The sequence below is a fragment of the Enterobacter cloacae complex sp. IR5384 genome, assembly GCF_049237265.1.
GTDB classification, from domain to species: Bacteria; Pseudomonadota; Gammaproteobacteria; order Enterobacterales; family Enterobacteriaceae; genus Enterobacter; species Enterobacter cloacae.
Genome location: NZ_JBMKHJ010000019.1, coordinates 1 through 14232, shown reverse-complemented (window position 1 = coordinate 14232; position 14232 = coordinate 1). Strand labels below are relative to the sequence as shown.

12 protein-coding genes and 1 pseudogene are annotated in these 14232 nt (G+C 53.7%); 8 read left to right on the top strand and 5 right to left on the bottom strand.

All coding sequences use genetic code 11. The features are described from left to right. The first annotated feature begins 202 nt into the window (after positions 1-202). The gene (gene nadB / locus ACOTX3_RS15790) at positions 203-1822 is read left to right on the top strand and encodes an L-aspartate oxidase (protein WP_421631623.1); all 1620 of its coding nucleotides are present in this window, start codon (positions 203-205) and stop codon (positions 1820-1822) included. On the opposite strand, the gene trmN is transcribed toward nadB, so the two are convergent. Next, entirely contained in the window at positions 1807-2544 is a 738-nt protein-coding gene (trmN, locus tag ACOTX3_RS15785) for a tRNA(1)(Val) (adenine(37)-N(6))-methyltransferase TrmN (protein ID WP_058678280.1), read from the bottom strand. The genes nadB and trmN overlap by 16 nt on opposite strands. Positions 2545-2676: 132 nt before the next feature. On the opposite strand from trmN, the gene srmB reads away from it, so the two are divergent. Continuing rightward, entirely contained in the window at positions 2677-4005 is a 1329-nt protein-coding gene (gene srmB, locus ACOTX3_RS15780) for an ATP-dependent RNA helicase SrmB (protein ID WP_058678281.1), read from the top strand. 53 nt (positions 4006-4058) lie between these two features. Here the strand turns inward: srmB and grcA are convergent, their stop codons facing one another. Then, positions 4059-4442, bottom strand: coding sequence for an autonomous glycyl radical cofactor GrcA (grcA, locus tag ACOTX3_RS15775; protein ID WP_013098327.1), 384 nt, complete (start codon positions 4440-4442; stop codon positions 4059-4061). Positions 4443-4756: 314 nt separating this feature from the next. On the opposite strand from grcA, the gene ung reads away from it, so the two are divergent. Then, positions 4757-5446, top strand: a complete 690-nt coding sequence (gene ung / locus ACOTX3_RS15770) for a uracil-DNA glycosylase (RefSeq protein WP_029882221.1) — start codon at positions 4757-4759, stop codon at positions 5444-5446. A 38-nt stretch (positions 5447-5484) separates the two neighbouring features. Here ung and ACOTX3_RS15765 read toward each other — a convergent pair whose 3' ends face one another. Further along, positions 5485-6570 carry a tRNA/rRNA methyltransferase gene (locus tag ACOTX3_RS15765; RefSeq protein WP_023620103.1) on the bottom strand — a complete coding sequence of 362 codons (1086 nt, stop codon included), beginning with the start codon at positions 6568-6570 and terminating at the stop codon, positions 5485-5487. 204 nt (positions 6571-6774) lie between these two features. On the opposite strand from ACOTX3_RS15765, the gene trxC reads away from it, so the two are divergent. The 5 genes from trxC to ACOTX3_RS15740 all read left to right on the top strand — a co-directional run bounded on the left by trxC (position 6775) and on the right by ACOTX3_RS15740 (position 12496). Beyond that, on the top strand, positions 6775-7194 hold the full coding sequence (trxC, locus tag ACOTX3_RS15760) for a thioredoxin TrxC (RefSeq protein WP_058678282.1): 420 nt from the start codon (positions 6775-6777) through the stop codon (positions 7192-7194). 70 nt (positions 7195-7264) lie between these two features. After that, positions 7265-7963, top strand: coding sequence for a tRNA-uridine aminocarboxypropyltransferase (gene tapT / locus ACOTX3_RS15755; RefSeq protein ID WP_058678283.1), 699 nt, complete (start codon positions 7265-7267; stop codon positions 7961-7963). A 35-nt stretch (positions 7964-7998) separates the two neighbouring features. Further along, the gene (locus tag ACOTX3_RS15750; protein ID WP_127869098.1) at positions 7999-10662 is read left to right on the top strand and encodes a bifunctional acetate--CoA ligase family protein/GNAT family N-acetyltransferase; all 2664 of its coding nucleotides are present in this window, start codon (positions 7999-8001) and stop codon (positions 10660-10662) included. 110 nt (positions 10663-10772) lie between these two features. Beyond that, positions 10773-12128, top strand: a complete 1356-nt coding sequence (gene pssA / locus ACOTX3_RS15745; RefSeq protein WP_058678284.1) for a CDP-diacylglycerol--serine O-phosphatidyltransferase — start codon at positions 10773-10775, stop codon at positions 12126-12128. Between the two features lie 44 nt (positions 12129-12172). Then, entirely contained in the window at positions 12173-12496 is a 324-nt protein-coding gene (locus ACOTX3_RS15740; RefSeq protein ID WP_040023403.1) for a YfiM family lipoprotein, read from the top strand. On the opposite strand, the gene ACOTX3_RS15735 is transcribed toward ACOTX3_RS15740, so the two are convergent. Continuing rightward, the gene (locus ACOTX3_RS15735) at positions 12493-13788 is read right to left on the bottom strand and encodes an MFS transporter (RefSeq protein WP_013098335.1); all 1296 of its coding nucleotides are present in this window, start codon (positions 13786-13788) and stop codon (positions 12493-12495) included. The two genes, ACOTX3_RS15740 and ACOTX3_RS15735, sit on opposite strands and share 4 nt — an antisense overlap. 210 nt (positions 13789-13998) lie before the next feature. Then, positions 13999-14232 (bottom strand): annotated as a pseudogene (locus ACOTX3_RS15730) (IS4 family transposase); the annotation flags it as partial.

Below are 14232 nucleotides of genomic sequence, written 5' to 3'. Positions count from 1 at the left end.
GAAGAGTAACGCAACCCAGGCTTTATTTCACCACAAAATCTGACGCTAACGACCTGCTTCGCAAAATATTTTCCTTCTTTTACATGCCGGAAATCCGCGCATGCGCGTTTAGTCACTGCAACTGAGAATAAAAAAAACGTGCGATATCTCGCACTGAGGTGCTATTCTGCCCAAACACTGTTTAGTAAATTAAACAAAAATCATGAACACAACACCTGAACTACATTGTGATGTACTGATCATCGGTAGCGGTGCGGCAGGACTCTCGCTGGCGCTGCGTCTGGCTGAGCATCAGAGCGTAATTGTTCTGAGTAAAGGACCGATGAGCGAAGGCTCCACATTTTATGCCCAGGGCGGAATTGCCGCCGTGTTTGATGAAACAGACAGCATTGCGTCACACGTCGAAGATACGTTGATTGCCGGAGCCGGGATCGTCGATGAACATGCTGCGGAATTTGTCGCCAGCAATGCGCGTCACTGCGTCCAGTGGCTTATTGACCAGGGTGTACTGTTTGATACTCAGGTTCAGCCAAACGGCGAAGAGAGTTACCACCTTACCCGCGAAGGCGGACACAGCCATCGCGGGATCCTGCACGCTGCAGATGCCACCGGTAAAGCGGTGGAAACCACCCTGGTCAGCAAGGCGCTCAGCCATCCTAATATTCGGGTGCTTGAGCGCAGTAATGCCGTTGACCTGATTATTTCTGACAAAATCGGCCTGCCAGGCACGCGCCGGGTGGTGGGAGCCTGGGTCTGGAATCGTAACAAAGAAAAGGTCGAAACCTGTCAGGCGAAAGCCGTGGTGCTGGCAACAGGTGGCGCCTCCAAAGTATATCAATACACCACCAACCCGGACATTGCCTCTGGTGATGGTATCGCCATGGCCTGGCGCGCCGGGTGTCGTGTTGCCAATCTTGAGTTCAACCAGTTTCATCCAACCGCACTGTTCCATCCGCAGGCGCGCAATTTCCTGCTGACGGAAGCCCTGCGTGGTGAAGGCGCGTATCTGAAACGACCGGACGGCTCACGTTTTATGCCGGACTTTGACCCGCGAGGCGAGCTCGCGCCGCGTGATATCGTCGCCCGCGCTATCGATCACGAGATGAAACGTCTTGGCGTGGATTGCATGTATCTGGATATCAGCCACAAACCGGCTGAGTTTGTCCGTCAGCATTTCCCGATGATTTATGAAAAGCTGCTCAGCCTTGGGATTGATCTGACGCGCGACGCGGTACCGATTGTGCCAGCCGCTCACTATACCTGTGGTGGCGTCATGGTTGACGATCATGGCCGTACGGACGTGGATGGTCTGTATGCCATCGGCGAGGTGAGCTATACCGGGCTGCATGGCGCGAACCGCATGGCATCCAACTCGTTGCTGGAGTGTCTGGTTTACGGCTGGTCCGCGGCGGTGGATATAACCAAACGCATGCCGTATGCCCGCCACGCTGAGCACTTACCGGCCTGGGATGAGAGCCGCGTGGAAAACCCGGATGAGCTGGTTGTGATCCAGCATAACTGGCATGAGCTTCGGCTATTTATGTGGGACTACGTTGGCATTGTACGCACTACGAAGCGTCTTGAGCGAGCCTTACGCCGTATCACCATGCTGCAGCAGGAAATTGATGAGTATTATGCCAATTTCCGCGTTTCCAACAATCTGCTGGAGCTGCGTAACCTGGTGCAGGTTGCCGAGTTGATTGTTCGCTGCGCGATGATGCGTAAAGAGAGTCGGGGTTTACATTACACCCTGGACTATCCCGACACGCTGCCTGAATCCGGCCCGTCGGTTCTCTCCCCGCAGCGTCACATAAACAGATAAAATGCCTGGGTCAGCGCAGTGTAATCTTCGGAGTAACGCTGGTCTGGCCCACGGATAACCATCCTGTCGTTAAAACATTCACCCTCTTTTGGTGAAAGCGCCAGCAAGACCCGGTGTGGTAACCGCCCTTCCGTATCCGAGATATCGGTTCGCAGCCGTAAGTTCCAGCCCATCTCACGTGCGATCTCAATAAAGGTATTACCGGTACTTTCGGGAAGAACCACGCAGAAGAACCCTTCTTCGGAAATTAAATTCGCCGCGCTGGTTAACAGGGCTTTATGATTGAGCGAACCGGTATAGCGAGCCTGTTCGCGCTCAGGCGTACCGCACTCCACGCCGGGCGCGTAGTAGGGAGGGTTACTGACAATCAAATCATAACGCGCCGTTTGCTCTGGTGCCCAGGCCAGTACGTCCGCGCATTCAACTTTTATTCGGGTTGCCCAGGGGGATTCGAGCGCATTTTCACTCGCCTGCCCTGCTGCCTGTGCATCCAGTTCAACCGCATCAATGGTGACATGTTCATCCGTGCGCTGAGCCAGCATTAATGCCAGCAGACCACTGCCGGTGCCAATATCCAGAATGCGCTTAACCCCTGCGACAGGCGCCCACGCTCCCAGTAGAATACCGTCTGTACCGACTTTCATGGCACAGCGATCGTGAGCAACAAAAAATTGTTTAAACGTAAAACCATCGCGGCGCAATTGCGCTTTGAGTTGAGACATGTCAGAGCAACCTTCTAAGTGAAACTGGAGTAGCATAGGGGAAAGCGAAGTGGCCGAAAAGCGATATCCATACAAACAGATGAAGATTACAGCCGTAACGTCTATAATCAGCGCCCCACACAGAGGTAGAACATGACTGTAACGACTTTTTCCGAACTTGAACTCGATGAAAGCCTGCTCAATGCACTTGAGAGCAAAGGCTTTACACGCCCGACCGCCATTCAGGCAGCGGCCATTCCGCCTGCGCTTGAGGGCCGCGATGTGCTCGGTTCTGCGCCAACCGGCACGGGGAAAACAGCAGCCTACTTGCTGCCTGTGTTGCAGCACCTGCTCGATTTTCCTCGTAAAAAATCAGGCCCGCCGCGTATTTTGATCCTGACGCCTACCCGTGAACTGGCTATGCAGGTTGCCGATCACGCACGCGAGCTGGCAGCGAATACCCATCTGGATATCGCCACAATCACCGGCGGCGTTGCGTATATGAACCACGCCGAAGTGTTCAGCGAAAACCAGGATATCGTCGTTGCGACGACAGGCCGTCTGCTGCAATACATTAAAGAAGAGAACTTTGACTGCCGCGCGGTAGAAACCCTGATTCTGGACGAAGCCGACCGTATGCTGGACATGGGCTTCGCGCAGGATATCGAACACATCGCCGGTGAAACGCGCTGGCGCAACCAGACAATGCTCTTCTCTGCCACCCTCGAAGGGGACGCGATCAAAGACTTCGCAGAGCGCCTGCTGGAAGATCCGGTGGAAGTGTCGGCAACGCCTTCTACCCGTGAACGCAAGAAGATCCACCAGTGGTACTATCGCGCGGACAACCTTGAGCACAAGGTTGAATTGCTCAAGCACCTGCTGAAGCAGGAAGAGGCCACCCGCACTATCGTCTTTGTGCGTAAGCGCGAGCGTGTGCATGAGCTGGCTGAAATGCTGCGTAATGCCGGGATTAACAACTGCTACCTCGAAGGCGAGATGGCACAGATCAAACGTACCGAAGGCATTAAGCGTCTGACCGATGGCCGCGTTAACGTGCTGGTGGCAACAGATGTTGCTGCTCGCGGGATTGACATTCCGGACGTCAGCCACGTGATCAACTTCGATATGCCGCGCAGCGGTGATACCTATCTGCACCGCATCGGCCGTACCGGCCGCGCCGGGCGTAAAGGTACAGCGATCTCCCTGGTTGAAGCGCACGACCATCTGCTGCTGCAGAAAATTGGTCGCTATATCGACGAGCCGCTGAAATCCCGCGTTGTCGATGGCCTGCGCCCAAGCACGCGTGCACCGAGTGAAAAAATGACGGGCAAACCGTCTAAAAAAGCACTGGCGAAACGTGCGGAGAGAAAAGAGAAAGAAAAAGAGAAGCCGCGCGTGAAGCAGCGTCATCGCGATACCAAGAATATTGGTAAACGCCGTAAGCCAAGCGGTACTGCGTCAGAAGCGAAAACTGAAGAGTAAAAAAAAGCCGGGAAATATCCCGGCTTTTTGTTCCACCCCCGTGGCTAAAAACCTTACAGGCTTTCAGTAAAGGTACGCGCGATAACGTCGCGCTGCTGTTCCGGGGTCAAGGAGTTGAAACGCACCGCGTAGCCAGACACACGAATAGTCAGCTGTGGGTATTTTTCAGGATGCTTAACCGCATCTTCCAGCGTTTCGCGACGCAGTACGTTCACGTTCAGATGCTGACCACCTTCAACACGCACTTCTGGTTTCACTTCCATTGGGATTTCGCGGTATTCAATTTCGCCCAGCTTATTAACTGGAACGATTTCATCTTCCGCAAAACCCGCTTTTGCTACCACACAGCGTGCTTCGTTTTTCTCGCTGTCCAGCAGCCAGAAAGAGTTGAGCAGATCGTCGTTTGCAGCTTTAGTAATCTGGATACCTGTAATCATGTGTTGCCTCCCTTAGGCTACATTAACTGGTGTCGGCCTTTCGCGGCCAATTGGTAAAACCATTGTTTCTTGTGTGTATATATATCATTCACACCCCAGTGATTTATTGATTTAAATCAACAAAATCACCAACCACACAAAGAGTGTGGTCTGGTTTTATTGTTTCAGATCAATTTCCCAGCCTTACCAATTCAAATCAATCTGTAATTTTTCAACCATATTTTAAGGAGTTAGGGCTAATTTCCGCATGGAATTTTGCACCGCAGGATTTAGCGGTTAAGCTAGGCGCAGAATGAGATTCGCAGGAGAGCGAGATGACGACACCGCTGACATGGCACGATGTGCTGGCAGAAGAGAAACAGCAGCCCTATTTTATCAACACTCTCAGTACCGTTGCGGCAGAGCGGCAGTCTGGCCAGACGATTTATCCGCCCCAGAAAGACGTATTTAACGCGTTTCGCTATACCGAACTGAGCGATGTCAAAGTCGTGATCCTGGGTCAGGATCCTTACCACGGCCCTGGTCAGGCTCATGGGCTGGCCTTCTCCGTGCGCCCGGGCGTGGCTATCCCCCCTTCTCTGCTGAACATGTATAAAGAGCTTGAAGGAACGATCCCCGGTTTTACCCGGCCCAATCATGGTTATCTGGAAAGCTGGGCGCGCCAGGGCGTGCTGTTACTGAATACTGTCTTAACCGTACGAGCAGGTCAGGCGCACTCTCACGCCAGCCTTGGGTGGGAAACCTTTACGGATAAAGTCATCAGCCTTATCAATGAACATCGTGAGGGGGTAGTGTTTTTACTCTGGGGATCGCATGCGCAGAAGAAAGGGGCGATTATTGACCGTCAGCGTCATCACGTGTTGAAAGCACCACACCCGTCTCCGCTGTCAGCCCATCGTGGTTTCTTTGGCTGTAATCATTTTGTTCTGGCGAATGAGTGGCTGGAAAAACGTGGCGAAACGCCGATTGACTGGATGCCCGTGTTACCGGCAGAAAGCGAGTAAGAAATGAATGTGCCGGGCTGGCCCGGCACATAAAGAGCTTATGCTTTGTTCTGACGCCACCACTCCGCCAGCAGTACGCCGGTCGCGACGGAAACGTTCAGACTTTCCACATTGCCCGTCCCGTCAATAGAGACGCTCAGATCCGCACTTGAGAGTGCCGCGTCTGACAGACCATCACGTTCCTGACCTAACACCAGCACCATCTTGCGCGGCAGCGTCGCTTTAAACAGCGGCGTACCGGCATGGCTGGAGGTCGTCACAATGGAATAGCCAGCTTTACGGAACTGCTCGATGGCATCCAGAACGCTGTCGCCGGTGATCGGCTGAACGTGCTCGGCACCGCCTTCCGCAGTACGGATCGCAGCACCGGATTCCAGCAGCGCAGCATCCTGCAGCAGTACTCCTTTAACGCCGAAGTGCGCGCAGCTGCGCATCATCGCACCCAGGTTGTGCGGGTTACCCACATCTTCCAGCGCCAGCACGCAGTCATCGGCACCGGCCTGGCTGACCCACTGTTGCACCGTTGTGCCGTTGCGTTTTTTGATCAGGAAGCAGACACCACCGTGGTGTTCGGTGCCTGACGCTTTCGTCAACTCAGCATCATCAACCACATGGTAGGCTTTACGGTTTGCCGCCATCCAGCGCAGGGCTTCTTTGAAGCGAGGGGTGACGCTCTGGATAAACCATGCACGAACGATACACTCAGGGCGGCTCTGGAACAGAGCCTGACAGGCGTTTTCGCCATACACGCGTGTCTCTTCCGCACGCTGACGGCGCAGCACTTCCGGATCGATAAAGCTTTTACCGCTGATGCCGCCATGATCGGCTTTTTCAGGCGTCTCATCGCCAGGCGCGCGGGACACGGTACGCCATGGTGACGAACCCTCACGTGCAAAATCATCGCGTTTGCGATCGTCACGCTTGCGGTCATCACGTTTGCGGTCATCGCCGCGGTTGTTTCTGTCATCGCGGGCGGGGCGACGGCCACCGTCTGCACGAGAGGACGCCGGACGCCCGCCACCTTTTCCGGTACGCGGATTTTGGGTGCGTTTATCAGAGTCATCATCACTGCGGACATACATCACTTTGACCTTGCCGCTTTTATTTTTCATTTCGTCGTTCATGCTTTTCTCCACCAGCGCTGCGCGAAGCGCGCAGATTACCCGATGTGCAAGCGCATAGCCATAATTTCGTACAAAAGCCTGTGACTATTGTTCTCATTGAATAAAACGCATTGTCGTTTCAAACAGGCTCATTGATAATATGTAACATATTAGAAACATTATCGGCATACTGCCGCTGTCCCATGGTTCTATCAGAGGTTAGTTATGAATACCGTATGTGCCAACTGTCAGGCTCTTAACCGCATTCCGGACGCTCGGATCGAGGATGGTGCGAAATGCGGGCGTTGTGGCCATGAGTTGTTTGATGGCGATGTGATTAACGCTACAGGTGCTACGCTGGACAAACTCCTCAAGGACGATCTCCCGGTGGTTGTCGATTTCTGGGCACCATGGTGTGGCCCGTGCCGTAACTTCGCGCCAATCTTCGAAGATGTCGCCGAAGAGCGCAGCGGGAAGATGCGTTTTGTGAAGGTGAATACGGAGGCAGAACGCGAGCTCAGCGCCCGTTTTCGTATTCGTAGCATTCCGACCATCATGATTTTCAAAAATGGTGAAGTCATCGACATGCTCAACGGCGCAGTACCCAAAGCGCCTTTCGAGAGCTGGTTGAACGAGTCGCTGTAACATTCACGGGGCACATCTTGTGCCCCGTTCCCGCCTCTGCGAAAATGGGGTTTTTCCTGCCCTTTCGCCCATGACTGATAACGCTGTACTTCAATTACGCGCCGAACGCCTTGCCCGCGCGACTCGCCCTTTTCTCGCTCGTGGCAACCGCATCCGTCGCTGCCAGCGCTGCCTGCTGCCGTTAAAAGTGTGCCTGTGCGACACGCTGGAACCGGCCACGGCGGAAAGCCGTTTTTGCCTGGTCATGTTTGATACCGAACCGATGAAACCCAGCAATACGGGCCGTCTGATCGCCGATATTCTGCCTGATACGGCCGCGTTTCAGTGGTCGCGAACGGAGCCTCCTCAGGCCCTGCTCGACTTAGTGGCAAGCCCGGACTATCAGCCGATGGTCGTTTTCCCCGCCTCCTATGCAGGCGCCGATCGTCAGGTACTGTCAGCCCCACCATCCGGAAAACCACCGCTGTTTATTATGCTGGATGGCACCTGGACAGAAGCGCGGAAAATGTTCCGTAAAAGTCCTTACCTTGACGCGCTGCCGATCATTTCTGTCGACCTCTCTCGCGTATCGGCCTACCGCTTACGTGAAGCCCATGCCGAGGGACAATACTGCACCGCCGAAGTGGCGATCGCACTGCTGGATTTAGCGGGTGATACCGAGGCGGCTGCCGCGCTGGGCAGCCATTTCTCCCGTTTTCGCGAACGCTATCTGGCGGGAAAAACCGTTCATAAGGGCAGTGTCACAGCAACCGGGACAGAAAACGTTTAAAATCATCAGGTCGCTTGCATTCACAGGAGGCCTGCATGAGCCAGCGAGGGTTAGAAGCGCTACTACGTCCTAAATCCATAGCCGTTATCGGCGCATCAATGAAACCGGATCGCGCTGGCTATCTGATGATGCGCAACCTGCTGGCTGGCGGATTTAATGGCCCCGTTATGCCCGTTACACCGGCCTATAAGGCCGTTCAGGGGGTGCTTGCGTGGCCTGATGTGCAGAGCCTGCCTTTCGTACCCGATTTGGCCGTACTTTGTACAAATGCGAAACGTAACCCGGAACTGCTGGAATCGCTCGGCAAGAAAGGGTGTAAGACCTGCATTATCCTCTCATCTCCTCCTGAACAGCAGCCTGAGCTTCTGGCGTGCGCCAGCCGCTATCAAATGCGTATTCTCGGGCCGAACAGTCTGGGGCTGCTCGCCCCCTGGCAAGGACTGAATGCCAGCTTTTCTCCAGTGCCGATCCGTAAAGGCAAACTTGCTTTTATTTCGCAGTCGGCTGCGGTATCCAACACGATCCTTGACTGGGCGCAGCAGCGTGAGATGGGGTTCTCCTACTTCATCGCCCTGGGTGACAGCCTGGATATCGACGTGGATGAACTGCTGGATTTTCTGGCGCGTGACAGCAAAACCAGTGCGATCCTGCTTTATCTTGAACACCTTAGCGACGCCCGTCGTTTTGTGTCGGCATCGCGCAGTGCGTCACGTAATAAACCCATCCTAGTCATCAAGAGCGGACGCAGCCCTGCAGCACAGAGCCTGCTGCATTCCCACTCCGGGATGGATCCCGCCTGGGATGCGGCTATCCAGCGCGCGGGTTTACTGCGGGTACAGGACACGCACGAACTTTTTTCCGCCGTCGAGACGTTGAGTCATATGCGTCCGTTGCGTGGAGAGAAATTAATGATCGTCAGTAACGGCGCAGCTCCGGCGGCGCTGGCGCTGGACGAACTGTGGTTACGTAATGGCAAGCTGGCCACGCTCGGTGAAGAGACGCTTCAGCGCCTGAGAGAGGCTTTACCCATCAGCGTTGCCCCCGGGAACCCCCTTGATTTACGCGATGATGCCAGTAGCGATCGCTATATCAAAGCCATTTCTATTTTGCTGGATAGTCAGGATTTCGATGCGCTGATGATTATCCACTCCCCCAGCGCGGTCGCTCCTGGCAGTGAGAGCGCGCGAGCCCTCATTGAAGCAGTGCGTAACCATCCGCGTGGTAAATACGTCACTCTGCTCACCAACTGGTGCGGTGAGTTCTCCTCTCAGGAGGCACGGAGACTGTTCAGCGAAGCGGTGTTGCCAACGTACCGTACCCCGGAAGGGACTATTACCGCCTTTATGCATATGGTGGAGTACCGTCGTAACCAGAAACAGTTACGTGAAACTCCAGCATTGCCCGGCAATCTGACGGCAAATTCCGTCGACGTTCACCGGCTGTTGCAACAGGCTATCGATGAAGGAGCGACATCGCTGGACACTCACGAAGTGCAACCCATTCTTGGTAGCTATGGGATGCAGACGCTGCCAACCTGGATCGCCAGCGACAGCGCGGAAGCAGTACATATTGCCGAACAGATAGGCTATCCAGTCGCCCTTAAGCTTCGCTCACCGGATATTCCCCACAAGTCCGATGTGCAGGGGGTAATGCTGTATCTTCGAACCGCGGCTGAAGTTCAGCAAGCGGCAGATGCTATTTTCGACCGCGTAAAAATGGCCTGGCCTCAGGCCAGAATCCACGGACTGCTGGTGCAAAGCATGGCGAACCGCGCGGGCGCACAGGAATTGCGGGTGGTTGTTGAGCACGATCCGGTTTTTGGCCCGCTCATCATGCTGGGAGAAGGTGGCGTGGAATGGCGCCCTGAAGAACAAGCCGTGGTGGCCTTACCGCCGCTGAACATGAACCTTGCTCGCTATCTGATTATTCAGGCCATCAAAAGCAAAAAAATCCGTGGCCGGAGCGCCCTGCGTCCGCTCGACATTGCGGGGTTAAGCCAGTTCCTGGTACAGGTCTCAAACCTGATAGTCGATTGCGCGGAGATCCAGCGGCTGGACATTCATCCTCTGCTCGCCTCCGGCAATGAGTTCACGGCGCTGGACGTCACGCTGGATATCGCGCCATTCGAAGGCGACAGAGAGAGCCGCCTGGCGATCCGTCCTTATCCTCTGCAACTGGAAGAGTGGGTGGAGATGAAGAACGGTGAGCGTTCGCTGTTTCGCCCCATTTTGCCGGAAGACGAACCGCAACTGCGGACGTTTATCTCTCAGGTCACGAAAGAGGATCTTTACTATCGCTACTTCAGCGAAATCAACGAATTTACCCATGATGATTTAGCCAATATGACCCAGATCGACTACGATCGTGAAATGGCCTTTGTCGCCGTTCGTCGTTCCGAAAACGGTGATGAGATCCTTGGCGTGACGCGTGCGATATCAGATCCGGATAACGTCGATGCGGAGTTTGCCGTACTGGTGCGCTCCGATCTTAAAGGCCTGGGCCTTGGGCGGCGGCTACTGGAAAAACTCATCAGTTATACGCGCGATCACGGATTGTTACGCCTGAATGGCATTACTATGCCAAACAATCGCGGTATGGTGACCCTGGCGCGAAAACTCGGTTTTGATGTTGATATTCAGCTGGACGAGGGGATTGTTGCCCTCTCCCTCACTCTGAAATCGCCGGATAAACCCGAGTAAGCTACTGGAAATGTTACCCACTTTGGACGGGACTGGTGGTATCATTGTCCGCTTATGTTGTTTGCATGGTACAGACAACCCTTCAATGAACAGAGAAGAAACGCACTGTGATGTTGTCAAAATTTAAGCGTAATAAACATCAACAACACCTTGCTCAACTACCGAAGATTTCTCAGTCAGTTGATGATGTAGAGTTCTTTTACGCTCCCGCTCATTTTCGGGAGACGCTTCTGGAAAAGATTGCCAGCGCCACACGACGCATTTGCATTGTGGCACTCTATCTTGAACAAGATGAAGGTGGCCGCGCGATCCTGAATGCGCTCTACGAAGCCAAGCGTCAGCGTCCTGAACTGGATGTTCGCGTGCTGGTTGACTGGCACCGCGCTCAGCGTGGCCGTATTGGCGCTGCTGCTTCAAATACAAACGCAGACTGGTATTGCCGCACGGCGCAGGAAAATCCTGGCGTTGATGTCCCTGTTTACGGGGTGCCGGTGAATACCCGTGAAGCGCTTGGCGTACTCCATTTCAAAGGGTTCATCATCGATGACAGCGTGCTTTATAGTGGCGCGAGTCTGAATGATGTTTACCTTCATCAGCTCGATAAGTATCGCTACGACCGCTACCATCTGATCCGTAATTCGCAGATGGCCGACATCATGTTTAACTGGGTGGATAAGCATCTGGTACATGGCCGTGGTGCGAATCGCCTTGACGATCCTCATCGCCCGAAAAGCCCGGAAATCAAAAACGACGTTCGCGCGTTCCGCCAGGAGCTACGCGATGCGGTTTATCATTTCCAGGGCGATGCAAACAACGAAGAGCTGTCCGTTACACCTCTGGTGGGCTTAGGCAAATCCAGCCTGCTGAACAAAACGATTTTCCATCTGATGCCGTGCGCAGAGCAGAAGCTCACTATCTGTACGCCGTACTTTAACCTTCCCGCCGTGCTGGTGCGCAATATCATTCAGCTGCTGCGCGACGGTAAAAAAGTGGAAATTATTGTCGGTGATAAAACGGCTAATGACTTTTTCATTCCTGAAGATCAACCCTTCAAAATCATCGGCGCCCTGCCCTACCTTTATGAGATTAACCTGCGTCGTTTCCTCAGTCGCTTACAGTATTACGTAAACACCGACCAGCTGGTGGTGCGTCTCTGGAAAGATGAAGATAACAGCTATCATCTCAAAGGAATGTGGGTTGATGATGAATGGATGCTGCTGACCGGCAACAACCTGAACCCTCGTGCCTGGCGTCTGGATCTGGAAAACGCAATTCTGATCCACGATCCACAACATGAACTGGCCGCGCAGCGTGAACGTGAACTGGAACTTATTCGTACACATACGACGGTTGTTCGTCATTACCGCGAGCTTCAGAGCATTGCCGATTATCCGGTGAAGGTTCGTAAGCTTATTCGCCGTTTGCGTCGCATCCGTATCGATCGTCTTATCAGCCGTATTCTGTAATATCCAGGCCCTGCCACCCGCAGGGCTTTTTTATGGAGCTGTTGATGCGTCTTCCTCTGTTAGTCATGACCCTCTGTTTAACCGGCTGTAGCCATATGGCGAACGATAGTTGGTCCGGCCAGGATAAAGCGCAACACTTCCTCGCATCCGCGATGTTGTCCGCTGCCGGTAATGAGTACGCCCAGCACCAGGGGTATAGCCGGGATCGTAGTGCGGCAATCGGCCTGATGTTCTCAGTCAGTCTTGGGGCATCTAAAGAATTATGGGATAGCCGCCCCTCAGGGAGCGGCTGGAGCTGGAAAGATTTTGCCTGGGATGTTGCCGGTGCCACGACCGGCTATGCCGTGTGGCAGATGGCGCATTATTAAAGACGAATACCTTTCCCTTTGCGATGCAGCATCAGGGATACGATAAAGGCCAGCGCACCCATGATCGTCACATACCAGAAGAATGTCGTTTCGCTTCCCCATGATTTCAGGGACAGCGCAACGTACTCCGCCGAACCACCAAACAGGGCATTGGCGACCGCATAAGAAAGCCCTACTCCCAAAGCACGCACCTGTGCCGGAAACATCTCGGCCTTGAGTATTCCGCTGATCGAGGTGTAGAAACTCACAATCACCATCGCCAGCATCACCAGTGCAAATGCGGCATAAGGTGATGAGACATGCTGAAGCGCGGTTAAAATGGGGACGGTACATAAGGCGGACATGCCACCAAAAATCAACATTGATGTGCGACGGCCGATCTTATCTGAGAGCGCACCAATTAGCGGCTGTATCAGCATAAAGACGAACAGCGCGGCGGTCATGATGACGCTGGCGACGTTGGCGTGCATTCCCGTAGTATTCACCAGATACTTTTGCATGTAGGTGGTAAAAGTATAAAAACTGAGTGAACCACCGGCGGTGAAACCGAGAACCATCAGGAAAGCTTTGCGGTTTCGCCACAGTCCTTTAAACGATCCCGCTTCCTTCAGCGCCCTGACCTCTTTTTGCGAGGTTTCGTCTAACTGACGGCGCAGCCAAAGCGCCACGATCGCCAGTGCAGCCCCCATCGCGAAAGGAATTCGCCATCCCCATTCATGAAGCTGGCTGTCTGTGAGGATCTGCTGCAGGATCACGACAACCAGAATGGCCAGCAGTTGACCGCCGATGAGCGTGACATACTGGAAAGAGGCGTAAAAACCCTTCCGACCTTCAAGTGCAATTTCACTCATGTACGTGGCGCTGGTGCCGTACTCTCCCCCAACGGAGAGTCCCTGGAATAAACGAGCCAGCAATAAAAGGGCGGGCGCCCAGGTTCCGATAGCGTCATACCCCGGCAGACAGGCGATGATAAGGGAACCAAAACACATCATGCAGACCGAGATCAGCATGGAGGTTTTACGCCCGCGACGGTCTGCGATACGGCCAAATAACCAGCCACCAATCGGCCGCATTAAGAATCCTGCTGCAAATACACCTGCCGTTTGCAGTAGCTGCGTTGTGGTGTTTCCTGACGGGAAGAAAATATGTGCGAAGTAAAGTGAACAGAATGAGTAGACGTAAAAGTCGAACCATTCAACCAGGTTACCGGATGAGGCACTAACAATTGCCCATACCCTTCTTCGGGTATCACTGGCAACCAGCGTCCCGTTCGATGTAATGCTTTCGGTCATTATGATTATACTCCTGCCATAAACAACGGCATGTTGAGCTCTGAAGGAACTCAATACCTTGTAAATTAAATGTTATTATTTTGTTATAAATAACATTGCGAGGGAGATCACAAATTTCGTTAGTAAGGTAAGTTCCGGAGAAAGCCCAGGAGGGGAATAGTGCGGTCTGATGCCCTCTCCCGCAGGGCTGAGGGATCCCCAGTAATATGGTCATGCCACCATGACCATATTACTGTACTCTTTTCCCAGCTTTTTCATCTCGTTAACTATTTTCAGCCGTCTTACTTTCCCGGGCTCATGCCGGATGACTTCTTCTGCCAGACTCAGGTATGACAGAACCCGTCTGTGCCTGATGCTGCTTGCCTGATAGTGCCAGTGTAAACACTGCCTTTCTGCCCTGTAACCTGCCAGCCACATCACCAGGCTTGCCATTGCCGCGACCAT

Coding starts and splice junctions, on each gene's coding strand:
- nadB (WP_421631623.1), top strand. CDS start 203: ATGAACACAACACCTGAACTACATTGTGATGTACTGATCATCGGTAGC.
- trmN (WP_058678280.1), bottom strand. CDS start 2,544: ATGTCTCAACTCAAAGCGCAATTGCGCCGCGATGGTTTTACGTTTAAA.
- srmB (WP_058678281.1), top strand. CDS start 2,677: ATGACTGTAACGACTTTTTCCGAACTTGAACTCGATGAAAGCCTGCTC.
- grcA (WP_013098327.1), bottom strand. CDS start 4,442: ATGATTACAGGTATCCAGATTACTAAAGCTGCAAACGACGATCTGCTC.
- ung (WP_029882221.1), top strand. CDS start 4,757: ATGACGACACCGCTGACATGGCACGATGTGCTGGCAGAAGAGAAACAG.
- ACOTX3_RS15765 (WP_023620103.1), bottom strand. CDS start 6,570: ATGAACGACGAAATGAAAAATAAAAGCGGCAAGGTCAAAGTGATGTAT.
- trxC (WP_058678282.1), top strand. CDS start 6,775: ATGAATACCGTATGTGCCAACTGTCAGGCTCTTAACCGCATTCCGGAC.
- tapT (WP_058678283.1), top strand. CDS start 7,265: ATGACTGATAACGCTGTACTTCAATTACGCGCCGAACGCCTTGCCCGC.
- ACOTX3_RS15750 (WP_127869098.1), top strand. CDS start 7,999: ATGAGCCAGCGAGGGTTAGAAGCGCTACTACGTCCTAAATCCATAGCC.
- pssA (WP_058678284.1), top strand. CDS start 10,773: ATGTTGTCAAAATTTAAGCGTAATAAACATCAACAACACCTTGCTCAA.
- ACOTX3_RS15740 (WP_040023403.1), top strand. CDS start 12,173: ATGCGTCTTCCTCTGTTAGTCATGACCCTCTGTTTAACCGGCTGTAGC.
- ACOTX3_RS15735 (WP_013098335.1), bottom strand. CDS start 13,788: ATGACCGAAAGCATTACATCGAACGGGACGCTGGTTGCCAGTGATACC.